Origin of the sequence: Mixta mediterraneensis, assembly GCF_014946725.1 — a bacterium.
GTDB lineage: Bacteria > Pseudomonadota > Gammaproteobacteria > Enterobacterales > Enterobacteriaceae > Pantoea > Pantoea mediterraneensis.
In genome coordinates this window covers 59,787-83,575 of record NZ_JACFXY010000002.1, presented here as the reverse complement: position 1 = coordinate 83,575, position 23,789 = coordinate 59,787, and the positions used below count along the sequence as shown (strand labels likewise).

Below are 23,789 nucleotides of genomic sequence, written 5' to 3'. Positions count from 1 at the left end.
ACCTCACTTAGCGCAGCATTATCCTGGAGTTTCAGTATGGGTCTTCCCCTTATCCTTAATATCGTGACCTTTGTCGTGCTACTCGTGCTGCTGTCACGTCTTGGCCGTGAAAAGTGGAGCCTGTCGAAAAAAGTGCTGTCTGGCTTAGTCATCGGCGTGCTTTTTGGCCTGGCATTGCAGCTCATTTATGGTGAAAACAGCGAGGTGGTAAAAACCTCCCTGAACTGGTTTAACATTGTCGGCAACGGTTATGTGCAACTGCTGCAAATGATCGTCATGCCGTTGGTATTTGTCTCGATTCTCAGCGCGGTGGCGCGTCTGCATAATGCCTCTTCTTTAGGTAAAATCAGCGTGCTGACCCTTGGCGTACTGCTGTTTACTACCGCGATTGCGGCCCTGGTTGGTGTGTTTGTTACCGGTCTGTTTGGTCTCAGCGCTGAAGGATTAGTCCAGGGTGCACAGGAAACCGCCCGCCTCAGCGCCCTTCAAAGTCACTACGTCAGCAAAGTCTCTGACCTGAGCGTGCCGCAGCTGCTGCTGTCATTTATCCCGAAAAATCCGTTTGCTGATCTGACATCCGACCTCAATCATCAGTGTCGTAATTTTTGCCGCCTTCCTCGGCGTTGCCGCGCTGCAACTGTTGAAAGACGATGAAATAAAGGGTCAGCGCGTACTTGTGGCGATTGAGACGCTGCAATTCTGGGTGAAGAAACTGGTGCGTCTGATCATGAAGCTGACGCCTTATGGTGTGCTGGCATTGATGACTAAAGTGGTGGCCGGTTCAAACCTGCAGGACATCATCAAACTAGGCAGTTTCGTGGTGGCCTCTTACCTTGGACTGGGAATCATGTTTGCCGTGCACGCGCTGCTACTGTCGGTCAATGGGATCAATCCGCTGCGCTACTTCCAGAAGGTCTGGCCGGTGATAACGTTTGCTTTTACCAGTCGCTCCAGCGCAGCCAGTATTCCTTTAAGTGTCGAGACACAAACCCGTCGTCTGGGCGTGCCGGAATCCATTGCCAGCTTCTCAGCTTCGTTTGGTGCGACTATCGGCCAAAATGGTTGTGCCGGACTTTATCCAGCCATGCTGGCCGTGATGGTTGCGCCTACGGTTGGCATCAATCCCTTTGATCCGCTGTGGATTGCAACGCTGGTCGGTATCGTTACGCTAAGCTCTGCAGGCGTGGCGGGCGTCGGGGGCGGTGCAACTTTTGCCGCGCTAATTGTACTGCCTGCAATGGGCCTGCCGGTTACGCTGGTTGCCCTGTTGATTTCCATCGAACCCCTGATTGATATGGGCCGCACTGCTCTGAACGTTAATGGCTCAATGACCGCCGGTTCACTGACCAGCCGTTGGTTAGGTTTAACCGACAAAAAACGTCTGGAAAGCGACGAACACGTTGAACTGGCGCATCGTTAATTTCCCCTGCAACCTGGCGTTTTTGCGCCAGGTTGGTTGCTTTTTTCCAGCGTAACCTCTCCACAATTCCCTGCCTTCATGGCGTCTCCGTTAAGAAAACGTTAAGCATGGTAAAGAGGCGAAAAAACGCCCTTTTTACGCTTGTCTTTACCCGCTAAAAGGAGAATCCTGCATCCAGTCTTTCCAGGAGAATGCTCATGAAAAAAGTTATCGCCTCGATGCTGGCGTTAACCCTGTTATCGCCCGCTTTTGCTTTTGCCCATGCCGATGGATGGGGCCCCGGTCCGGGACCACACCGGGGTGGACCTGGACCGCACTGGGGCGGGCCTGGCCGGCTGGGTTTTCTGCCCGACGCGGCTACCGCCGTGTTGATCGGTGGCCTGACGTATTACCTGCTGAACGGCAGTTATTACCAACGTCAGGGGGATAACTACGTGGTGGTTGAGCCGCCAGCAGAACCGTCAGGCAGCGCCATGCGTGTGCTTGATTTCAACGGCAAACGTTTTTATGTACAGGCAGGACATTACTACCAGCGAGAGATCAATGGCGATTATGTCGAAGTCCCTCGTCCTGCTGGGTTGTAACTTATCCAACGAAAAACGGCCCGTCATTGACGGGCCGTTCATTATTTTATTCTGTCTGCGATTTACTGACTGGCTTGCGGATCGGTATCGTAATCTGCACAGCTCTGGAAACCGTAGTTCATTACGCGACCGGTATCGTTATAGCTCACGAAATAGGTCTGCGGTTTACCGTTGCGCTCGCCCAGAACATAGGTCTGACATGTACCACGTGCGTGAACCATGGTAATTTCAGTCGACGGGGTTCCCGCAATCTGGCGAACCTGATCGCGCGTCATCCCTTTTTTAACGTCCTTCACTACCGGCTTAGTCACGTAGCTTTCAGCGCGATCGTAAGTCGTACAACCAGACAGAGCAGCCAGCGTCAGCGCCGCAGCGATACATCCCATAACTTTATTCATCTTGTTGTTCCTCATTTATTGTCCATGTGGAAAAAGCCTGGAGCATAAATCCAGATTTATCAAGTTAATGCCGAACTTTAAGTGAATTCTGAAGCGTCAGGTTTTAGTAAAGAAAGCTGATTTACCGGTATAGCATCCGTATAATCGCCAGCGAGAATAAGCACTCTCAAAACTATTATCTGGAGCTGGCATGAACCAACAGCGCGACACCCGCGAGGAGCGCCATCGTACCCGTCAGGATGAAATTATCATGGCGGCACGACAATGCTTTCGCCAGTACGGTTTTCACGCCGCCAGCATGGGACAGCTGGCAAGCCGCGCAAACCTCAGCGTAGGCCAGATCTATCGCTACTTTCCCAGCAAAGATGCGCTGATAGAAGAGATGGTAAAACGTATTGTCGACAACCGGGTTGCCGCAATGAGCGACCACGTTGACGCGCAACACATTGCCGCCATGCTCGCCTGGCGAGAAACGCTGAGCGAGGATGATGAAATGCTGATGCTGGAAGTAGCCGCAGAAGCCAGTCGCAACCCACGCGTGGCCGACATTTTACAAGCCGCCGATGCCCATATTTTCAGCAATGCCTGCCGCAAAATGCGCCTGAACTATCCCCATCTCAGCGATGAGCACATTACCGCCTGCGTTGAGGTGCTGGCAGTGCTGGTTGAAGGCACCGCATTTCGTCGACTGACGCCGCAGAAAGCTTCAGCGATCTCACTTCAGACCCTTTATCAACAATTGATCCATCACATCATTAAACATTCAGAGGATAAATGACACCTGCACATTCTAACCGGCTGGTCTATGCCATCACGCTGGGATTACTGGCGGCGCTTGGGCCGCTTTGTATCGATCTTTACTTACCCGCTTTGCCACAGCTGGCTCAGGATTTAAACACGGAAACGTCCACTGCACAGCTCAGCCTGACCACAGGATTACTGGGACTGGGCGCCGGGCAACTTTTGTTCGGTCCGATGAGTGACAAGTTTGGCCGTATTCGCCCGCTCATGTTATCGCTGGTACTGTTACTCATCGCCTCAATCGGTTGTGCGCTGGCCCAGAATATTAACCAACTGCTGCTGGCACGTCTGTTTGAGGGCTTAGCGGGTGCAGGCGGCGCGGTACTGTCACGTGCAGTGGCACGCGACATGTACAGCGGTCATGAACTTACTCGCTTCTTTGCCCTGCTGATGCTGGTTAATGGTTTAGCCCCGATAGCGGCTCCGGTGTTGGGTGGCGTATTAATGACGATGCTGAACTGGCGTGGCATTTTCGTGGTGCTGGGCTGCATCGCCGTATTGTTGATTTTTCTTGCTCGCTGGAAACTGCACGAAACGTTAGCGGAAGATCGTCGCAGTAAAGGATCGCTGTTCTCAGCTTATGCTGCGTTAGGGCAAGTGATCACCCATCGACCATTTATGGGCTTCTGCCTGACGCAGGGCTTTATGATGTCTGGGATGTTTGCCTATATTGGCGCTTCACCTTTCGTCTTGCAGCAGGTTTACGGTTTATCGCCCCAGGCATTCAGCTTTTATTTTGCCACCAACGGCATCGGCCTGGTTATCGCGTCACAAACCAGCGCCCGTCTTTGCCCTTTATGGGGCGAATATCGGGTGCTGAAAAGCGGTCTGACGCTGGCGTTTGTCGCCTCCAGTATGCTGCTGCTGGCAGCGCTGACCGCCGCACCGCTACCGTTGCTGCTGCTGGCACTGTTCTTTACCATCGCCAGTAATGGCGTCATTGCAACCACCGCGTCTTCACTGGCTATGCAAAGTCAGGGCCACCGCGCAGGTAGCGCCTCGGCGGTGATTGGCGTCACCATGTTTAGCCTTGGAGCGATTGCAGTACCGATCACCGGGATCGGTGGCACATCGGTGCTAAGCATGACGGCGACTATCTTTGGCTGCTTTATGTCGGCTATCGTGCTATTCATACTGCTGGCTAAAAAACCTGAGCCAAAGGTAAAAACTGCCTGATTTAGCAATGGTTAACCGAAAACAGCAGCCGCTTTAGCTTGTTGTTTTCGGTTATGCACGTTAGCTTTAATACACCGTTTGCATCGTGCCGACAGGCTACTGACTTGAGGAGATGTTCATGTCACAGCAGCAGGAAATCATTGAAGCCCTTGGCGTTCAGCCAACCATTGACGCTCAACAAGAAATTCGCACCAGCATTGATTTTTTAAAGTTCTATCTGAAGCGCTATCCCGGCATAAAAAGTCTGGTACTCGGCATCAGTGGCGGCCAGGATTCGACTCTGGCGGGTAAACTGTCGCAGCTGGCTATCAGCGAATTGCGCGAAGAAACCGGTGATAACGATTACGCCTTTATCGCGGTACGTTTGCCTTTTGGCGTTCAGTCTGATGAGCAGGATTGTCAGGATGCGCTGGCATTCATCAAACCTGATCGTTCATTGGTGGTGAATATTAAAGAGGCGGTTTTAGCCAGTGAACGTGCCCTGAGAGAAGCGGGTATTACGCTTTCAGACTTTATCCGCGGTAATGAAAAAGCCCGTGAACGCATGAAAGCACAATACAGCATCGCCGGAATGGCTAAAGGCGTGGTGGTTGGAACCGATCATGCTGCGGAGGCGGTTACTGGCTTCTTTACGAAGTACGGCGATGGCGGCACTGACATCAATCCCCTTTTCCGCCTCAACAAACGTCAGGGCAAAGCGCTGCTGAAAGCGCTGGGCTGCCCTGAGCATCTTTATCTGAAGCATCCCACCGCCGATCTGGAAGATGATCGTCCAGGCTTGCAGGATGAAGTCGCACTCGGCGTCACGTACGAAATGATTGATGATTACCTTGAAGGCAAAACGGTTGCGCCAGAAACCGCCCGTATTATCGAAGGCTGGTATCTGAAAACTGAGCATAAACGCCGTCCTCCCATCACCGTATTCGACGATTTCTGGAAATAAACCTTATTCTCCCTCGCTTTTTGTGCAGGGAGAATCCAGCCTGGGATTGCTTAACGCCCTCCCGCTTGCCCATGCCCGCTGACTGGTTTAACGGCAATCATGATGAGTCTGCCGGAATCGACAGGCTGCTGGCTGGCGATGCAGGGAGATCAAGCCGCTGGCGCACATTTCACCACCCTGTTATGCTGTATGGACAACCAGTAAATGGAGTCCATCTTGGTACGACGTGCAGCAACGCACCGCCTCGAATTTGACGCGGCTGCTATTTATCAATATCCCGAACACCTGCGTGAATGGCTGGAAGATCTGCCCAACGTGCCTGGTGTGTATACCTTTCATGGCGAAAGTGACACCTTACCGCTCTATATCGGCAAAAGCGTTAATTTACGATCGCGCGTTATGTCCCATTTTCGCACGCCAGATGAAGCCAAAATGCTGCGCCAGTCGCGGCGGGTGACATGGATCCCAACAGCGGGGGACCTTGGCGCGCTGCTGCTTGAAGCTCAGATGATAAAAATACAGCAGCCGCTGTTCAATAAGCGTTTACGTAAAAACCGCCAACTCTGCTCCCTGCAAATCACCGAGGGCAAACCGCAGGGGGTTTATGCGCGCGAACTTGATTTTACCCAGTCGCCCAACCTGTTTGGTCTTTATCGCAGCCGTTTTGCCGCGCTGGAAAGGCTTAAACAACTTGCCGATGAGTATCAGCTATGTCACGGATTGTTAGGACTGGAAGCCCTTAGCCCACAACGCGGCTGTTTCCGTTCGGCATTGCGTAAATGTGCCGGCGCCTGCTGTGGTAAAGAACCGCTCAGCGATCATCAGGATCGCCTGCTGACGGCGTTAGAACATGTGCGGATATTTTGCTGGCCGTGGCAAGGCGCGGTGGGGTTAGTGGAAAAAGGCGAAACCATGACGCAAATCCACGTCATTGATCACTGGTTCTATCTTGGATCGGTCAATACCCTTGAAGAGGCGAAGCAATTAAAGCGCGCACCCGATGGCTTTGACCATGATGGCTATAAAATTCTTTGTCGGCCGGTGCTTTCCGGTCATTATCCTATCCATCCGTTATAAAGCCTGAACGAAACCGCCGACGCTGCCCACAACATAAATGCGGTGGACAACGTCGGCGGTCTCAACGTCTTGCTTTAGCGCCAATTACTCTGCTGGCGGTGGCGGCATTTTACCGGCGTGTGGGCCTTTATCGGTCAAATGCTTCTCGAAATTGGCGTTGTACTGTTTTTTCTGCTCAGGCGTCAGTACGTTATACAGTTTGTTCTGGGTTTCCATCATCGCGACCGCATTCTCTTTCGCATTTGCGGTCATTTTTTCTGCCTGCGCTTTCGCTTTGGCTTTATCGAAGCTGTCAGAGGCAATAATGGCATGATTGGCGCGGCGCTCTTCCAGCGACGGACGTTTCATTTCTTTGCGGCTCTCTTTCATGATGTCACGCATTTGCGTTTTCTGCGCATCGGTCAGATTCAGACCTCTGAACATCATATGCATACCAGGGTGCATCGGCGGCTTATGCATCGGCTTTTCGCTACCGGCTGGCGGTGGCGTCAGATTGTCAGCCGCAGCGTGGACAGCGCTGGCTGCACCAAACGCCAGCGAGGAAGCCAGTAAAAGGGAAGTCAGTTTACGCATAATAGTGTCCTTATAATTCAGTTTGATGACGACAGCGCTCTGTCGCGTCTTCGGAAACAAGCATACGATGCTGAACGTCAACTACTCAGAGCCTGAGTAAAGCCGTGAAAGCATAAAAGACAGAAAACCGGCAATCATGAAGAGAATGCGAAGAATTACGTGAGGAATTGCAAAACAGTATGAATTTACAGAAGAATCGGTAGAAATCATGGAGGAGTGTAAGGGTTCTGGTAGGAAAGCGGAAGGGAAACTTCCGCTGTTTTATGAGAAAAACATGATTATTTAAAGCGGCAGGGCCTGAGTTTGTTCGCTTTCTTCAATCAGCATTAAACCTGCACGCAACCCCAGCGCGACATCAGGATTCGGGAATAACACATATTCTCGCGCCTGTTGCACGTAATAACGTGTGTCACTATCTTCTGCCAGTAAAGTCCCTTGCGGAAATGCGGTAAAATTCAGCGTGTCACTGCCCATGTGCAGGACAAAATCTTCACTCTGGCGAGTAATTTGCTGGGTGACACGATAATGTTTTGGCTGTGATGCTGAAGCGGATACAGCCTCACCGTACAACAACCCGGCCAGTGCCTGCTCAGCGGCAGCGAATTGTGATAAATCGTTTTTGCCAAATGGCCTGGCTTTGCCCAGCTCCAGCGTACAGCTGGCAGCCGCAAAGTGTTCGCAGCTAAAATGGGTAAAAGTGCCGCCTGGCGCACGATGAAACACCAACGCCTCCATCCCAGCTGCGGCCAGCCAGTGCATAAACTCTGGCGGCCATGGCCGCTCAGTATACGGCATCAATCCAAAGCGCGCATGATACGACCCGCGAATCGCGGTATGCAGATCCAAATGCCAGCGTGTCTCCTCCGTTTCGCAAGCCTGCCAGAACGTTTCTACCGCCTGTTCAAGCCGCAATACGCGATGCGCTTCATCACCATCAACGATCTGCTGCCAGCGTCCGCCAAACAGCCGGTTGATGTCGTAACGCAGATATCGCTTACCGGTTTTTAACGCAACCGGATTGCCTAAAATCACCAGCAACCGTTGCTGTAACGGCTTTTCTCCCCTGAGTAACGGCAACAGCAGGCGATTAACCATTTCGACCGGCGCGGTTTCGTTGCCGTGGATCCCCGCCGACAGCACCAGCGCGCGACGCGCTTTTTCTTTTGGCTCCATCAACAGAATGCCGTGATCCAGCCACTGCCAGCAAAGGAAGTCAGTTTCACCCTTGCGCTTTCGCGGCGCGCTACCAGACAGCGTCTGCTGCAAAAAATCCTGCATCGCTCCTCCTTTTCGCATGAAATAAAAGGCAGCCCGCAGCTGGCTGGCTTTTACTGCTGAAATGCATACACATTTCCTAAGTCTAGCAGCCGGGTTAAGGTATCCAGCGCTTCACGCCCTTCACGCAGCAGTTGCGGGTCGGCCAAATCGGCTTGCGTGAGGCGATCGCGATAATAACGATCAACCCAGTTATTCAGTGCGGCGAACAGGCGATCATTCATTAATACCGCCGGATTGACCGCGCTTTGCTCCTCCGGCGTCAAGACCACCCGCAAACGTAAACAGGCCGGGCCGCCGCCATTCGCCATGCTTTCACGCAGGTCAAATACCTTAAGCTCGCGCAGCGGCCCGCCTTTTTCAACTTCCTCGCAAAGAAAATCCCATACGCCCGCGTGTTGTCGGGACTCTTCAGGCAAAATCAGCATCATGCTGTCGTCAGATCGGCTCAGTAGCTGACTGTTAAACAGATACGTATTTACCGCCTCCTGGACGCTAACCCGGTTTTCAGGGACTTCGATGGCAATAAAACCCGGTACGCGCTGTTTCAGCTGCGCCAGCAGCGCGGCCTGGTTAACAAATGCGTGTTGATGGCAGAACAGAACCTGCCGGTTGCTGACGGCGATGACATCGTTATGAAATACGCCCTGATCGATAACCGCCGGATTCTGCTGCGCAAAGATCACGTTCTCAGGTGAAAGCTGATGCAGGCGCGCCACTGCTTCACTGGCTTCACGTGTTTGCCGGGCAGGATACCGCTGCGGCGCGCTGCCATCGTGACGGGCTTCACGGCCATAAACAAACATCTGCACGCCCGGTTCGCCATACTTACCAGCAAAACGATTATGGTTAGCGGCCCCTTCGTCACCCAACATCGCCACCTGCGGCAGCGCGTTATGCACGCAGAAGTGCTGCGGATCGCGAAAGATAGCCCCTAAAAGCTGGGCGGTTTCCGGTGCCTCAATGGCGCGATGAAACTTGTTATTGAGATTGGCAACGGTGAAATGCACCCGGCGATCGTCGCTGTCGACAGAAGGCGAAACCGTGGCGGCATTGGCCACCCACATCGCTGAAGCAGAACTGGCAGATGACAACAAACCTGGCGCGGTGTGTGCCGCTTTAGCCAGCACCTGTTCGTCGCTCCCGCTAAAGCCAAGCTGGCGCAAAACATGCAGACTAGGGCGCTCATGTGGCGGCATCACTCCCTGCACAAACCCCATATCGGCCAGCGCTTTCATTTTCAGCAGACCCTGTTTAGCCGCCAGGCGCGGGTTCGAAGGCTGCAATTGATTACGTGTCGAGGCCACGTTACCAAACGACAAGCCAGCGTAATGATGGGTCAGGCCCACCAGCCCGTCAAAGTTAGCTTCTAATGCTTTCATTTGGCTGCCTCCGAGAAATCCAGCCCCGGCGATAAAGATGCAGGCAGTGTCAGCTCTGTCGTTTCCAGTGACGCCATTGGCCATGCGCAATAATCAGCCGCATACCAGGCGCTGGCGCGATGATTCCCGGATGCGCCAATACCGCCAAACGGTGCCGTACTGGCCGCCCCGGTTAACGGTTTATTCCAGTTTACAATGCCGGCACGTGCTTCCAGCAGCAGCCGATCGAAATGAGCGCGCGACGGTGAGATCAATCCACACGACAAGCCGTAGCGCGTCTGGTTTGCCAGCCGAATCGCTTCGTCATAATTATCATAGCGAATCACACCGAGCAGCGGCCCAAACACCTCTTCATCCGCCAGGTTTTTGACCGCCGTCAGATCAATAATGCCAGGCGTTAATAACGCGCTCTGGCGATCGGGCCAGCGCATTTCCAGCAGCACGTTGCCCCCCGCCGTCACGCGATGCTGCCATTCATGGAAAATTTTTTCCGCTGCGCTACAGGAAATAACGCTGCCCATAAAGGGTTGCGGTTCCGCATTCCACGCAGCCGGTTGCAGGCGGGCGCTGACTTCGACTAATCGCTGCAAGAAGGCGTCACCCGCTACACCACGCTTCACCAACAGGCGACGCGCACAGGTGCAGCGCTGCCCGGCGGTAATAAAGGCCGATTGCAGCGCTATATGCACCGCTGCATCAATATCTGCCGGGTCTTCAACGATTAGGGCGTTGTTGCCGCCCATTTCCAGCGCCAGCATTTTTTCAGGCTGGCCGCCAAACTGGCGATGCAGCTGATAGCCGGTATGCGCGCTGCCGGTGAATAATAAGCCATCTATCTGCTGATCTGCAGCCAGCGCCTGCCCGGTTTCACGCCCGCCCTGCACCAGCGCCAGCACGCCTGCGGGCAAACCGGCGGCCAGCCATAAATGCACGGTTTTCTCGGCCGTCAGCGGCGTCAGTTCGCTGGGTTTAAATACGACGCAGTTTCCTGCTAACAGCGCCGGTACGATATGGCCATTCGGCAAATGGCCGGGAAAATTGTAAGGCCCGAATACCGCCAGTACGCCGTGTGGACGATGACGCAGTGAACTTTCGCCGTCTGTCTGTTCACCTGTGCGCGCGTGGTAGGCTTTGACAGAGATAGCGATTTTGTTAATCATCGCGCCCACTTCGGTCAACGCTTCCCAGCGCGGTTTACCGGTTTCGCGCGCGATAGTTTCGGCCAGATCAACTTTATTCGCGGTCAGCTGGGCCGCAAATTTCTCAACCCTGGCCTGACGCTCAGCAAAAGGTAACGCTGCCCACGCCGGAAACGCCGCTCGCGCGGCTTCACATGCGTTAGCGACCTGTGTCGCTGAGGCTGCCTGCCCTTGCCACAGCGTCTCCCCGCTGACCGGATCCTGTTTAGTGATTGTCTCCGCACCGCCCGTCAACCATTGTCCATTAATCATCTGCGTCATGCTTTTTTCTCCTCACGGCACAATGTCACCACGCGCAGGCTGTCGCCCGGCTGACATTTCAATGCCTGCATCTGTTCATCGGTTAACTGCACGCTGTCGCGCTGGCTATCGACAGGCAAAAGCGCCACGCGAAACTGACGATAATCGGTGTTAGCGACCAGGCAGAGTGGCGCATCCGCATTAGCCTGTCCTTTTTCCGCCGTACGCAAGCGGCTTTTCCGTACTGCACGAATGCGGTCGATTTCGCACTCCAGCGTCGGGCCGCCATCGAAAATATCGACATAGTTGAGATAGCGGAACCCTTCCGCTTCCAGAACAGCGCGCGCCGGGGCTGTTTTAGGGTGTACCTGACCAATCACCGCCTGCGCTTCAGGCGTGAGGTAATGTATATATAAAGGGTGCTTTGGCATCAGCTCGGCAATAAAGGCTTTCTGCCCGGTGCCGCTGAGGAAATCGGCCTTACTAAAGTCCATCGAGAAGAAGCGGCTGCCGACGCTGTCCCAAAAAGGTGAATAGCCGTTTTCATCGCTGACGCCGCGCATTTCTGCTACCACGCGATCCGTAAAGCATTCGCGGAAATTCGCCATAAACAGAAAGCGCGATTTCGACAGCAGATAACCATTTTTGCCATCACGATAATCGGGATCGAGAAACAGCGTACAGAGTTCGCTACTGCCGGTGTGATCGTTACTTAAATACAGCGTGGGCAACGCCGCATAGACGTTGAGCTCTTTCGAAGCATGCACATGGGTGCCAACGCGGAAGTTGTACCAGGGATCCTGCAGGCCTACCGCGACTTCGATGGCGCAAATACCCACTGCCCGGTTGTCTTTATCGTCGGCCAGGACAAAAACATAGCCCTGCTCGGCCTGCGGTAGCGTCCCCTCCCAGGTTTGCAACGAACGCTCAATGCGCGCATGCAGGGTGGCACTGTCAACAGGCAGTGAGGTTAGACCCCCTCCCGTTTTCCCCGCCAACACCATTAGCTGGCTGAGATCATCACGTTCAACCGGGCGGATCACCATCATGATGACGTTCCTCGCACAAAGGAGCCGCAAGCCTCAGCAAAGCGCGCCATCCCCGTTTTGAGCTCCTGTTCGCTGATATTTAGCGCCGGGGTAAAACGCACCACACTGGCGCCAGCAATTAATACCATTACGCCCAGCTCGGCCGCAGCGAGGTTGATCTGTTTGGCTTTTCCGGCAAACTCATCGCTGAGTACGGCCCCGATCAACAGGCCAAGCCCACGTATCTGTTTAAACAGCTGCAACTGCTGATTGATCTCCTCCAGCGCTTCAACAATCCACGCATGTCGCTGGGCAACCCCTGCCATCATGTCAGCCTGGTTGATCAGCTCCACAACTTTTCCCGCCACTGCCCCTGCCAGCGGATTACCACCATAAGTGGTTCCATGAGTGCCGACGCCCATCACTAAGGCCAGATCTTCACGCGTTAACATGGCGCCAATCGGGAAGCCGCCGCCGAGCGCTTTGGCGCTGGTCAGTACATCTGGCGTGACGCCGTAGTGCATGTAGGCATACAGCGATCCGGTACGTCCTACGCCACTCTGCACTTCATCAAAAATCAGCAGTGCCTGATGTTTATCACAGTGTTCACGCAAGCCGCGCAGAAAAGCCGGGTCAGCGGGCATCACGCCACCTTCACCCTGAATCGGCTCAACGATTACCGCACAGGTATTGTCATTAATTAACGCCGCAGCCGCGTCAAGATCGTTAAATGCAGCGTGTTGAATGTCCGGTGGTAGTGGCGTGAAATCTCTGGAGTAGGCGGGTTGCCCACCGGCAGAGACGGTAAACAGCGTACGTCCATGAAACGCATTGTTGAAGGCGACGATGCCACTTTTTTCCGCACCAAAGCGATCGTGCGCCACTTTACGCGCCAGTTTTAACGCAGCTTCGTTTGCTTCCGCGCCCGAGTTACAAAAAAATACGCGGTCGGCAAAGGTGGCATCAATCAGCTGTTTCGCCAGACGGAGAATAGGTTCATTGGTGTAGCCATTGCCGGTATGCCACAAGCGAGCAGCCTGTTCTTGCAGCGCCTGTTGCAACGCCGGATGCGCATGTCCTAAAGCATTAACGGCAATGCCTCCCGCAAAATCGATATAGTCTTTTCCATTCTGGTCCCAAACGGTGGAACCTTCGGCACGGACCGGCACAAAAGCAGCGGGAGCATAGACAGGCATCATCCATTGATCGAAATCGTGACGTGAAACTTGCAGTGACATAACCATCTCTCCTGCTTTCCCTGGCGGGTAAAGCGTTTGTTTTAAAATTGTTAAAGTCCGGGTTAACGCAGCTCTACTCTAGATTGCAGATAGCGTGCCAGCCAAGGACAAAAATGCATAAAACGGTTTGATTTATGGAATATCAAGGAGTTACGATAACACCTCATTCACTTAAAATGAATATTTAGTGAATAACAATCTTAACGGAGTGCTTACGGCGAGGATTAAATAGCGGAATTATGCAATTACGCTATGAAATAGCGCTTTTGTGATCGCCAGTAAATTGTTTGTCCAAAAATGCGCGTGTATTGCGCTTTTATCGGGCGGCTTGCATCTTGCCGGTGCAATTAACCCACACGAGCCGAAGAAAGGAATAAAAAGAAAGAAATAAAAGGCAGGCAGAAAATTTAATCCGGCTTACCTGATGGCCCGGCTTATCTCGCCGGGCTTTTCTTGAGGGAGTTTTAGTATTGCAGTCGTAAATAAAAAGCAGTCAGTGAAGGCGGCGTGAAAACAGTTTGCCTTTACGTCTGGCGCAACGGAAATATCACGTCAAACGATAATATTTATCCGGTCTCATTGGCTGCGGTAGGTCATGCTCACCGGCCATTTCACGTAAGTTGATTTCAATATTGGTGCAGATCGCATCCATGGGCAGATGGTTATTCTCATAACCGAACGGCATTTCCAGTTCTTCTGCCAGCGTATCCAGCGACAAGAAGGTATAGGCGATAAATACCGAAACCAGCGGCGTTATCGCATGCAGATCCGGAGCCAGTGCAAACGGCAGTAATGAGCAGAAAAGGTAGACGGTACGATGCAGCAGCAGGCCATAAGCAAACGGCACCGGCATACTGGCAAGGCGTTCACAGCCGCCTAATACTGCGGCAAGCTGGTTGAGGTTGTTATCAATATTGCCCCACACCAAATCACTGATTTTCCCTTGGCGACACTGTTCCGCCAGCCAATGGGACAGCTGTAATTGCAACACATTCGCGGGCGAATGTCGGCTCAGTACCCACCCGGCCTCCTCACCTAACAAACGCGTCAGATCTTCACGTGCATCGGTGCGGCGTAATTGATGTTTAAGACTGGCACAAAAGGCCAGTAGCAGCGTTTGTACACGTGGTACATCCGCCGGACACACCGCCATCACCTGGCGTTGAATCGTGCGGCAGGCGATCAGCAACGATCCTAAAAATTGTCTGGCTTCACTAAAGCGAGCAAAACATACGCTGTTGCGAAAACCGAGAAAGACAGCGATAGAAACGCCGAGCAGGCTAAACGGCGCAAGCGTCAGCTTAATCCCCAGTGTTTCATACCAACCTAACGATGCCAGTGCGATTAAGGACATCATTAAATTGAGTGATAAGCGAAACAGAATATCAGGCAGCACAGAGCCGTGCCAGGCGAACAAACGAATGAACCAGTGGCGTTGCGGACGAAGAATCATAGTGTGCAGGTGAACAGGAATTTTCGCCGATTCTGCGAGTTTCCTTAAAAACTTTCCACCAGAAAATTGTGACAATTGTCACAATTTTCTGCGCACCTTCTTAAAGATTTAAACCGGCAGATTTTTCATCGGGTGCCATCAAATCATAACGCTCATCGGCGTGCTCGCTTAACGTCATCGGCGGCTGCAATTTCAGGGTGATCCAGTTTGAAGTGACGCGTTGCTGCTTAGCATCTTCCAGCGTTACCGACAAATGATATTCATTGGTCGCGCCAGGAGAATTGTCCCATGGTGGAAGGATGACGCTCCAGCCCTGTGGATTGTTATTATTAGCGGGCGGCGTCAGGCTTAATGCCTGCGTGTCGCCCTGCCAGCTTACCGCTTTAATGGCATTACTGGCGCGTATTTGTAACTTCAGCGGCAAACTTTCACCGCCGTTTAATTGCCACGGCGGTGTCGCAAGAAACACAGATAATGTCTTGCGCTGGCGGAAAGATAAAACCGGCGTATCGCTACGCGTCACCCTGTCGTAACGGCTGCCCCGCAGCGAGTGTGCAACTGCCACATTACTGGCGTCCAGCTGTTTACGCAGCGCAACGCCAAAACGGTAGTTCAGTTTCAGTCCGAGCTGATCCTGGCTTTCGCCCGCACTGCTGGTTTTATGCGTTGCAGAGAATGTCACCAGCGGCACCGGCGTATAGGAAACGCCAAAGGTCATTGCCGAAGGATTGTGATAACGGTTGCCACTGTTGAACAGATCAACGTCTTCGCCAAGGTATTGCTCCCAGCTTAATGACATGCCTAGCTGACGGTAAAAGGGCAGATAACTTTGGCTGGTTACGTCATATCCGCGCGCCATACGCTGATGTTGCGTATCACCAAAGTTTTTCCAGCCGGAAAGCGGATGGTAATAGTTAGCCGACAGACGGAGATTATCGCTCCACGCTTCGGTGCCCACTGAGGCTCGTTGTAAACCGCTACTGAAGGTGCGATCAACAAAAGTGTTGTAACCAAGCAGCCAGTGCCCGGTCTCCCAGCGCTGGCCCAGCCCCGCATTCCCTACCAGACCGTCGGACGTATCGTGTAAGCCAACCTGACTGAAGGTAAGCGAGTTGCGTTCGTCTGCTAAGGTGCTAAACAGATCGCCGCCGGTGCCGGTAAAATTACCGTCCATATCCACCATCAAATCCAGCGATGCGTTGCCATAAGGTGACAACAGTGATTGCCCTTTATTTTCAACCCGCTCGGCAACTTCGTCACGCAGGTGATTGAATGCCCAGATTCCCGCCTGCTGGCTAAATGAGGCATCGCTATCGCTGTTTTTGCTGGCTTCGCCAATGCTTTTTGCAACCTCTGCCAGTTTCTTGCTCCACTCGCCGCTTTCATTATCATTCCCCAACGAAGGCAGGTTATCGAGTGACTGACGAAAGCGTGTAGGATCGTCAAACGGCGTAGCCGACACGCTGGGTTCGCTTTGTTGCGCAGCAACAGACGCAGCGCAGACGATGGCTAAAGCCACTAGCGAGAAAGCCAACGATTTCCGATTCAATAAAGCAAAAGTCATAGGCAATAAGTGAGTCTCTGCCAGGAAGATTTACAAAACCAATAACGATTACCTTAACATATTGTGATGATCATGCAGGACGCGTCCCGATTTTTGTGCCTGTGTGAGAGCATTCTGAAGAACTGCGGGGAAGAGGGTTTGCGGCTGAGCAAACCCTGATGTTAGATGATAAGCGATGGCGATCAGGAAAATATTAACCCGCCATCCACATTGATAGTTTGTCCGGTGATGTAACGCGCATCATCAGACGCGAGAAATGCCACCAGCCCCGCACACAGGCCGGAAAAAGCGTAGACAAATACTTTGACTTTAATAATTGGAACACCGGCAAGGCGCGCCGCCGATTCGTTACCGCCGGTAGCGTAGATATAACGCCCGAGCGGCGTTTTGCGCGTCAGATACAGTCCGAGCAGCAGAAAGCCCAGCATCAGCCAGATCGGCAGATAGACACCCAGCAGCGTACCTGAACCGAGAATGGCAAAACCGGTATTACCCAGCGCAGGCAGGCCGACCAGATTGGCGTAGGTGCTGCCGTCGTTAAACAGCAATGCGGCGCCACGGGCCACATACATCATGCCGAGCGTACAGATAAAAGGCGCTACACCGAGGCGGGTAATCACCGCGCCGTTTACTAATCCCACCAGCACGCCAAAGATCGCAACTACCACGATAACTTCCGGCACGTTCAGGAACAGCATATTGCCCCCCCAGAGCGGCACGCCATTGGTCAGTAGCGCGCCTGCAACCATGCCGCAAATGCCCGCCACCGCGCCCACCGACAAATCAATCCCGCCGGTCAGGATCACCAGCGTCATACCGATCGCCAGTAAGCCTGTAATAGCAACATGTTGCGTCATGATCAGCAGATTGGAGGTGGTGAGAAAGTTAGGCACCATCACGCTAAAAAAGCCGACGACAATCAGTAGCGCAATAAAGGTGCGTGCCTTCAGCAGATACATATAAAACAGATATTTTTGATTCATGGTATTCTCCGCCGATCTTAGGCTTGTGGTGTAGAAGCGCTGATCAATTTTTCCCGTGTCGCCTCGGCGCGTGGAAGATCGGCAGTAATGCGTCCGTCTGCCATCACCAAAATGCGATCGGCCAGCGCCATGACCTCATCCAGTTCGGATGAGGAAAACATCACCGCCAGCCCCTGTTTTGCCAGGTCGCCAATCAGGTGATACACATCCGTTTTTGCGCCCACATCAATGCCGCGCGTGGGTTCGTCCAGCAGCACCACCTGTGGCCCGGTCATTAGCGCTTTGCCCAGCACCACTTTTTGCTGATTTCCGCCGCTCAGTGAGGTGATCGGCAGCCCGGCATCGCTGACTTTGATTGCCAGATGACCAATCATTTCGTTAACCCGCTGATTCTCTTTAGCCGGACTCAGCATACGCAGCGCACGACGAAAGCCACGCAGGCTCAAATCAGAAAGCGTCATGTTGGCAGTGATCGACATCAGTGCCACGACCCCCTCGCCTTTACGGTCTTCTGGCACCAGCGCGATACCGCGCTTTAGCCGCTGTTGGAAGGTGCGTTTCTCCAGGCTTTGCCCGTCTAAATGAACCTTGCCGGACTGGCAGTGCATCAGGCCAATCAACCCCTTGAACAGCTCGGTGCGACCGGCCCCCAGCAAGCCATAAATTCCAATCACCTCGCCTTTACGTAGCGAAAAACTGACGTCGTTAAGCTTGTAGCCACCGTTTTGATGCAGTGCGGTCAGCCCTTCAACCTGTAACACCGTTTCACCCTGCGGCGCGGCCTGATAATCGAAATGCTTTTTCTTATCGCCGACCATCTGTTCGATGATCCACGGTACGCTGACATCGCGCACTTCGCGTTCGCTGATAAATCGCCCATCGCGGAAAATAGTGATGTGATCGCCAATCTCCATCAGCTCTTCCAGCCGATGCGAGATATAAATAATGGTGACTCCGCGCCGCTTCAGCTGGTCGATAACGTTGAATAGCACTTTGACTTCAGACTGACTCAGCGCGCTGGTTGGCTCATCCATAATCAGCACGCGCGTGTCTTTCGACAGCGCGCGGGCAATTTCCACCAACTGTTGATGACCAATGCCCAACTCGTTCAGCGGTGCGTAAGGGTCAACATCCAGCTCCAGCCGTTCCAGCAGTGATTTTGCCAGCGCGTATTGGTACTTTTCATTGATAACGCCGCGCTGAAAAAACTCATTGGCGATGAAAATATTGTCCATGACGTTCATGTTGGGAAACAGGTTCAGCTCCTGAAAAATAATGCTGATCCCCTGTTTTTCTGCCTGCTGAGTAGACGACAGCAATACCGCCTCGCCATCCAGTAGAATCTCGCCGGATGAGGGCGTTTCCCCCCCCGCCAGCATCTTCATCATGGTGGATTTGCCTGCGCCGTTTTCGCCAATCAGCACGTTCACTTTATTGCGATAAACGCGGTAATTGACCTGATCGAGCGCGATGACGCCGGGATAAATTCGCGATACGTTGCGTGTTTCGATAATCACGTCAGGGGCCTGCTGCGCCTGGGGATTTTGCATACTGCGCTCCTTACTGCCGCGTGATCTGCGCTGGCGTGATAACAGGCGGCTGTTGCGGAATATCCCAGGCGCTGAAGACCCCCGCCACCGTGACGTTGTCACCTAATTTCGGCTTGAACTGTTGCATCAAAGTGGAAGCCTGTTGGTTAATGGCTTTGCCGTAATCGCCAAACAGCACCTGATCGTTAAGATCCTGATAGCTGGCACCTTTATACCCATCGCGTAGCGCCGTACCGCGGATAATCGGTCCCATCTGGATAGTGACACTGTCACCTAAACGCGTATTGATTATCATTTTACCGCTGCGTGAGGTGGTGTTAACGGCGGTGACGGTGCCGCTCACGCTCACGCTGAACACACAAGGGTTTTCGACCTGGCTACGGTAGCCGTAAGTTTTACAGGCGGTGTCGAAATCCCCGGCTGACTGCAATGACTTCATCAATTCAGCCAGCGGTTTCGCTTCACGGACAATTTGTGGCACCAGCTTTTGCTGCCAGGTTTGTGCAATGTTAACCATCTTTGGATTGGGGGGATTTTTCAGGTCTGCCAGCTCTTGCTGCGACACAATGCGGCAACCACCGAGCAACACTACAGCCAGCGTCAGCCAGAGTCGTTTGTACATCTCATTCTCCCTGGCGCCCGTTTACACGGACGCTGCGGTGGTTAATTACGACTTATAATTGAAGTCCTGCACACCGTTAGCATTTTCCGGGGTGATTAAAATGCCGCGGAACATCACGCGCTGTTTTGCCGGTTTGGTTCCTTTCTGAATGTAGTTGTCGAGATCGCTCACGCCCTGCGCCGCAATGGCCTGCGCCTGAAGCATCACGGTAGCCTTCAGCGTACCGGCTTTCACCGCATCACGTTCATCATTGCTGCCGTCAATGCCTACAACGATAACGTCATCGCGTCCTGCCGCTTTCAAGGCAGCAATCGCACCTAACGCCACCGGACCATTACCACAAATCACGCCTTTCACATCCGGGTGCGCCTGTAAAATGCTGTCCATGATGCGCTTGCCGTCAATCAACGTGCCTTTCGCGTCCTGCCTGGCCACGCTTTGCATATCAGAATATTGATCAAGCACCTGATGGAAGGATTTGGAACGCGTCACACAGTTATTGTCCGCCAGGTTACACGTCAGTTCGGCGTATTGGCCTTTCTCGCCCATTTTTTCAACAAAGACATTGGCCACGTCTGAACCGGCCTGGAAATTGTTGTGCGTAATTTGCTCCAGGGCCACATCATCAACCGGAATTTCGCGGTTAATCAGCACGACCGGAATGCCCGCATCTTTGGCTTTTTTGATCGCGGCTACGCTGGCAGTGGAATCGGCGTTATCCAGAATAATGCCCTGCACTTTTTTACCGATAGCCGTATCAATTAGCTCACTCTGTTTTTTTACATCTTCACCATGTGACAGCACGGCGGTTTTGTAACCCAGCTGTTGCGCTTTAAGGTTAGCACCTTTGGCTTCCGAGGCGTAATAAGGATTATCAAGCGAGTTAACCAAAATCATGATGGTGCCTTTCCCGGCGGCAAAAGCCGCATGAGAAACCAGGCAGGCCGCCATTGCAGTGCACAGCAAAGTACGTTTTTTCATGGTGATGTTCTCTCTGTTTATCGTTATCGCAGGGTGATGTGTTGCACTTGCAGGGGTACAGCATTACCAAATGGTGAAACCACCATCGATCATCAAATCGGCACCGGTAATCATGTCGCTGCCGTTGCTGGCAAAAAACAGTACGGCGGCAGCAATTTCGTCGGTATAGGCAAACCGGCCTAAAGGGATCAGTTTTTTCATCTGTTCGCCTTTTTCACCGCGCCAGGCTTTTTCCCCCATTGGGGTGAGGACGACGGTAGGAGACAGGGTGTTGACGTTAATGCGATGCGGCGCGAACTCTTTTGCCATTACTTTAGTCATGCCAAGCAGACCGGCTTTCGCGGAGGTATAAGCAACGTGGCTATCGATCGCAATGGAGGCTGCCTGCGAAGCGATATTGATGATTTTGCCGCCGTTTCCGGCCTTGATCATATATTTCGCCGCCGCTTGCGAGCACAGAAACGGTCCTGTGAGGTTAACGGCTATCTGCTTCTGCCATTCGTCAAAAACGGTTTCCAGCACCGGTTGCAGCATCACATAACCCGCGCAGTTCACCAGAATATCGATATGGCCGTAATGCGCGTCAACCAGGGAAAATGCCTGCTCAACTGAAGCCGGATCGGTGACGTCGCAGCAGACAAACTGCACGCTTTCCGCTGCAAATTCACTGCTCATCCTCTCCACTTTTTCCGCTTCAAAGGGTGGATACAACAGCGCCAGGCGCGCGCCCTTTTCCAGTAGCATGGCATTGCTGGCCATAGCGATACCGCCCAGTCCACCGGTTATCACTGCCACCTTGCCGCTGAGATCCTGTGCCGTATCCACGCCGTAGCGCAGATTGACGTCATATTCACCACTCATCCGTCCCCCTCCTTCATATTTTAGCTTCCGCGGTTTCGCCCTTTCATTTTCGAACAAAAATATAAACTATCGAATTGAAATGATGTGTGGGTGAGATCAAATTTCATACAACTGGCATAAACTTATTTTTATTACGTTGAAATAGCGTGATTTGGGTTACAGAGTGGGAAAATGACGGTAATAAAGCCAGAAAGCAAAACGATAGAATTCAATAATCTGTTTATTATTTATTTTCTTTCGAAAATCATTGACACTTTTGGTCATCTCGCATTCGCCAAAGTGGCGCGGTAAACTCAGCGACAGATCCTTAATCGCCTGAAAAATTGCGACTGGAAAAGGGAGCATTTCGATTGAAAAGCAAGACTGAGCAGCTGGCCGATATGCAGCAACGCCGCGAAAAGATTCTGGAGATGATCCGTGAAGATGGCACGGTGACGGTGAAGGCCTTGACAGAAACTTTCGGTCTGACAGAAGCCACGCTAAGAACTGATTTGCGGATGCTGCAAAAACAAGGGTTTGTACAGCGCTACCACGGCGGCGCAACGCTAATGACCGGAAAACAGAATACCGGCGCATTACTGCTGGAGCGGCAAACCCATCTCGATGAGAAAGAAGCGATAGGCCGTCTGGCAGCGCAGCATATCGAAAACGGCGATACGGTGATTTTCGATTCGGGCACCACAACCACAGCGATCGCCGAAGCCATTAGTCATATTCGCCGTTTATCGGTCGTGACCACGGCAGTAAATATCGCGTTAAAACTGGGCGGCGAGCCGGGGATCAATATTCTGTTAACCGGCGGCACCTTTAAGTTTCCCACCTTATCAACCTCCGGCGAAAAGGCAGCGAACTTCTTCGAAAACGTGCTGGCAGAGAAGTTATTTCTTGCTACCGCCTGTATTTCCCCCCGACTGGGCTTGAGCTTTCCCAGTGAAACCGACATCAAAGTGAAAATGGCGATGATCCGCTCAGCCAACACCGTGTATGTGGTAGCGGATTCAAGCAAAATCGACAAAGTTTCGATGTTCGCGCTGCCGTGCGACTGGAGCAATATCCATTATCTAATTACCGATAACGGCATTAGTGCGGCGCAGGTGGCGGCATTTGAGGCGTTAGGCGTGAAGGTATTGGTGGCACCACTGCCGTTGAAGCGAGCAATGTAATACCCCGCTGAAAAAGCGGCTGAACTATAAAGATGATCAGCGCCCGCTGTAGTGGGCAGGTATCGCATTCGGTAATCGCCACTGCTGTTGCCAGTTGTTTGCGGCGTGCCCTGCCCGGCTAAAGCGGTGGCACTGGCCGTTCTTTATCCTGCATCAATTACGTCGCTTCCGCATGAAGTCTGCCGCTACGTCAACGTCTTTATCAGCGCTCTCCCTCTTTGCCGTAAACAGGATGCTCATACAAAAATCACGCCACTTTTAAGAACCGACTGTGACGGCGGTTGTCCAGGAAATTCTGATTTTAATGAGATTCTTAAACCAAACGGGTAAAATTTTATGGTAAAAAGTGATTAGGAAATCTTAATGGTTTCCCGTTATAAGTGTGGCATGACAGGAGGAGCGGTCCTTCCCTGCTGTCTCGGGTCGCCTTAATCATTTAATTCACTTTAACTATCACAAAGTAAAGCGCTTTCCCTGCGTCTTCTTTGCGCCTTCTCTGCGCGGAAAACCGCGTGCTATCACGCATCGACCAGAGGCGCAATGGTTTGAATTCTCAAAAGTCTTAGGTAGACTGAGCGCAGCATTATCTTAATGTAAATTGACCATTTCTCAGCCGGTCAATTTCAGGCATGACGCAAAACCCGCTTCTGCGAATAACTGCATGATGCCGGGCAATGTGCCGATACTTTGATGGGATCACGAGGAACATGGTGAAAAAGAGTTTCGCGTTAACGCTGCTGGCGGTGTTCGCTTTAGCAGGCTGTAAGGCCCCGCCACCGCCTGTCAATGATGATACGCTGGTCACCAGCGTGGTTAATAACGTCAAATTGGTACACCGCTATGCCGTTGTAGCACCCAAAGAATTTGAGCCGCTCAACCAGACCTGGCGCGCTTTATATAGCGCTTCGGTGATGACCACCCCCGATTACGGCGGCAAAGTAGTGCGTTATCTGGAAAGCGGTAAACCTTTTGAAGTCCTGGGTAAGGTTGAAAATAACTGGCTGGCAATTGCCGAAGACGCAGAAGGTCCAATGATCGGTTACGTCCCGCTGAAAGCCGGGGTTGAAAGTAGCCGTTATGAGGCAACCATTCGTAGCGATCGCCCACGTCCACGTAAGACGAAACAAGTTTGTGTTGCTGTTGGCGGCACAAGTAAAGCCTGTCGCACTAACGATACCGCGACCTGGATCTTAGACTAAATATGGAATCCGGCGCATATTGCCCGCAGCACCGTCCTGGGCTGCGGGTTCAGGGATTTGCCATTGGCTGGAAGAACAC

The 23,789-nt window shown here is 52.7% G+C and carries 20 protein-coding genes and 2 pseudogenes; 8 read left to right on the top strand and 14 right to left on the bottom strand.

The window, feature by feature from the left end; genetic code table 11:
- Positions 1–36 precede the first annotated feature (36 nt).
- A pseudogene (locus tag H2P46_RS04515) lies at positions 37–1,420 on the top strand (L-cystine transporter).
- Between the two features lie 197 nt (positions 1,421–1,617).
- Positions 1,618–2,004, top strand: a complete 387-nt coding sequence (locus H2P46_RS04510; protein ID WP_193404024.1) for a DUF6515 family protein — start codon at positions 1,618–1,620, stop codon at positions 2,002–2,004.
- Between the two features lie 62 nt (positions 2,005–2,066).
- On the opposite strand, the gene osmE is transcribed toward H2P46_RS04510, so the two are convergent.
- Positions 2,067–2,402, bottom strand: a complete 336-nt coding sequence (gene osmE, locus H2P46_RS04505) for an osmotically-inducible lipoprotein OsmE (RefSeq protein WP_193404023.1) — start codon at positions 2,400–2,402, stop codon at positions 2,067–2,069.
- 190 nt (positions 2,403–2,592) lie between these two features.
- Between osmE and H2P46_RS04500 the strand changes: the two genes are divergently transcribed.
- The 4 genes from H2P46_RS04500 (at position 2,593) to cho (ending at position 6,399) form a co-directional block, all read left to right on the top strand.
- Positions 2,593–3,180, top strand: coding sequence for a TetR/AcrR family transcriptional regulator (locus tag H2P46_RS04500; RefSeq protein ID WP_193404022.1), 588 nt, complete (start codon positions 2,593–2,595; stop codon positions 3,178–3,180).
- On the top strand, positions 3,177–4,379 hold the full coding sequence (locus H2P46_RS04495) for a multidrug effflux MFS transporter (RefSeq protein ID WP_193404021.1): 1,203 nt from the start codon (positions 3,177–3,179) through the stop codon (positions 4,377–4,379). The genes H2P46_RS04500 and H2P46_RS04495 overlap by 4 nt, the downstream gene beginning before the upstream one ends.
- A gap of 118 nt (positions 4,380–4,497) precedes the next feature.
- Positions 4,498–5,322, top strand: coding sequence for an ammonia-dependent NAD(+) synthetase (gene nadE, locus H2P46_RS04490; protein WP_193404020.1), 825 nt, complete (start codon positions 4,498–4,500; stop codon positions 5,320–5,322).
- 216 nt (positions 5,323–5,538) lie between these two features.
- A complete protein-coding gene (gene cho / locus H2P46_RS04485) occupies positions 5,539–6,399 on the top strand; it encodes an excinuclease Cho (RefSeq protein WP_193404019.1) in 861 nt (286 codons plus the stop codon).
- Between the two features lie 84 nt (positions 6,400–6,483).
- On the opposite strand, the gene spy is transcribed toward cho, so the two are convergent.
- The 13 genes and pseudogenes from spy to H2P46_RS04420 form a co-directional block, all read right to left on the bottom strand.
- The gene (gene spy / locus H2P46_RS04480) at positions 6,484–6,972 is read right to left on the bottom strand and encodes an ATP-independent periplasmic protein-refolding chaperone Spy (protein WP_193404018.1); all 489 of its coding nucleotides are present in this window, start codon (positions 6,970–6,972) and stop codon (positions 6,484–6,486) included.
- Positions 6,973–7,254: 282 nt separating this feature from the next.
- Positions 7,255–8,250 carry a succinylglutamate desuccinylase gene (gene astE / locus H2P46_RS04475; protein ID WP_193404017.1) on the bottom strand — a complete coding sequence of 332 codons (996 nt, stop codon included), beginning with the start codon at positions 8,248–8,250 and terminating at the stop codon, positions 7,255–7,257.
- A 50-nt stretch (positions 8,251–8,300) separates the two neighbouring features.
- Positions 8,301–9,629: an N-succinylarginine dihydrolase gene (gene astB / locus H2P46_RS04470; RefSeq protein ID WP_193404016.1), complete on the bottom strand. Its 1,329-nt coding sequence runs from the start codon at positions 9,627–9,629 to the stop codon at positions 8,301–8,303.
- Positions 9,626–11,089, bottom strand: coding sequence for a succinylglutamate-semialdehyde dehydrogenase (astD, locus tag H2P46_RS04465; RefSeq protein WP_193404015.1), 1,464 nt, complete (start codon positions 11,087–11,089; stop codon positions 9,626–9,628). The genes astB and astD overlap by 4 nt, the downstream gene beginning before the upstream one ends.
- Positions 11,086–12,117 (bottom strand): arginine N-succinyltransferase, encoded by a 1,032-nt coding sequence (gene astA, locus H2P46_RS04460; RefSeq protein WP_193404014.1) that lies wholly within the window; start codon positions 12,115–12,117, stop codon positions 11,086–11,088. Before astA ends, astD begins: the two co-directional genes overlap by 4 nt.
- Entirely contained in the window at positions 12,114–13,334 is a 1,221-nt protein-coding gene (locus H2P46_RS04455; RefSeq protein ID WP_193404013.1) for an aspartate aminotransferase family protein, read from the bottom strand. Before H2P46_RS04455 ends, astA begins: the two co-directional genes overlap by 4 nt.
- 547 nt (positions 13,335–13,881) lie before the next feature.
- Entirely contained in the window at positions 13,882–14,787 is a 906-nt protein-coding gene (locus H2P46_RS04450; protein ID WP_193404012.1) for a bestrophin family protein, read from the bottom strand.
- A gap of 100 nt (positions 14,788–14,887) precedes the next feature.
- On the bottom strand, positions 14,888–16,351 hold the full coding sequence (locus tag H2P46_RS04445) for a YchO/YchP family invasin (RefSeq protein WP_193404011.1): 1,464 nt from the start codon (positions 16,349–16,351) through the stop codon (positions 14,888–14,890).
- Between the two features lie 203 nt (positions 16,352–16,554).
- Positions 16,555–17,334, bottom strand: a pseudogene (locus tag H2P46_RS04440) (ABC transporter permease); the annotation flags it as partial.
- Positions 17,335–17,351: 17 nt separating this feature from the next.
- Complete coding sequence (locus H2P46_RS04435; protein WP_193404009.1) at positions 17,352–18,884, bottom strand: sugar ABC transporter ATP-binding protein; 1,533 nt, start codon at positions 18,882–18,884, stop codon at positions 17,352–17,354.
- Between the two features lie 10 nt (positions 18,885–18,894).
- Positions 18,895–19,506: a DUF2291 family protein gene (locus H2P46_RS04430; RefSeq protein WP_193404008.1), complete on the bottom strand. Its 612-nt coding sequence runs from the start codon at positions 19,504–19,506 to the stop codon at positions 18,895–18,897.
- 45 nt (positions 19,507–19,551) lie between these two features.
- A complete protein-coding gene (locus H2P46_RS04425) occupies positions 19,552–20,487 on the bottom strand; it encodes a D-ribose ABC transporter substrate-binding protein (protein WP_193404007.1) in 936 nt (311 codons plus the stop codon).
- Positions 20,488–20,550: 63 nt separating this feature from the next.
- Positions 20,551–21,348: a GolD/DthD family dehydrogenase gene (locus tag H2P46_RS04420; protein WP_193404006.1), complete on the bottom strand. Its 798-nt coding sequence runs from the start codon at positions 21,346–21,348 to the stop codon at positions 20,551–20,553.
- Positions 21,349–21,698: 350 nt separating this feature from the next.
- Here H2P46_RS04420 and H2P46_RS04415 point away from each other — a divergent pair, with 350 nt between their 5' ends.
- Both H2P46_RS04415 and H2P46_RS04410 read left to right on the top strand, forming a co-directional pair.
- Positions 21,699–22,511, top strand: a complete 813-nt coding sequence (locus H2P46_RS04415) for a DeoR/GlpR family DNA-binding transcription regulator (RefSeq protein WP_193404005.1) — start codon at positions 21,699–21,701, stop codon at positions 22,509–22,511.
- A gap of 707 nt (positions 22,512–23,218) precedes the next feature.
- On the top strand, positions 23,219–23,710 hold the full coding sequence (locus tag H2P46_RS04410) for an SH3 domain-containing protein (protein ID WP_193404004.1): 492 nt from the start codon (positions 23,219–23,221) through the stop codon (positions 23,708–23,710).
- The last annotated feature ends 79 nt before the right edge of the window (positions 23,711–23,789 follow it).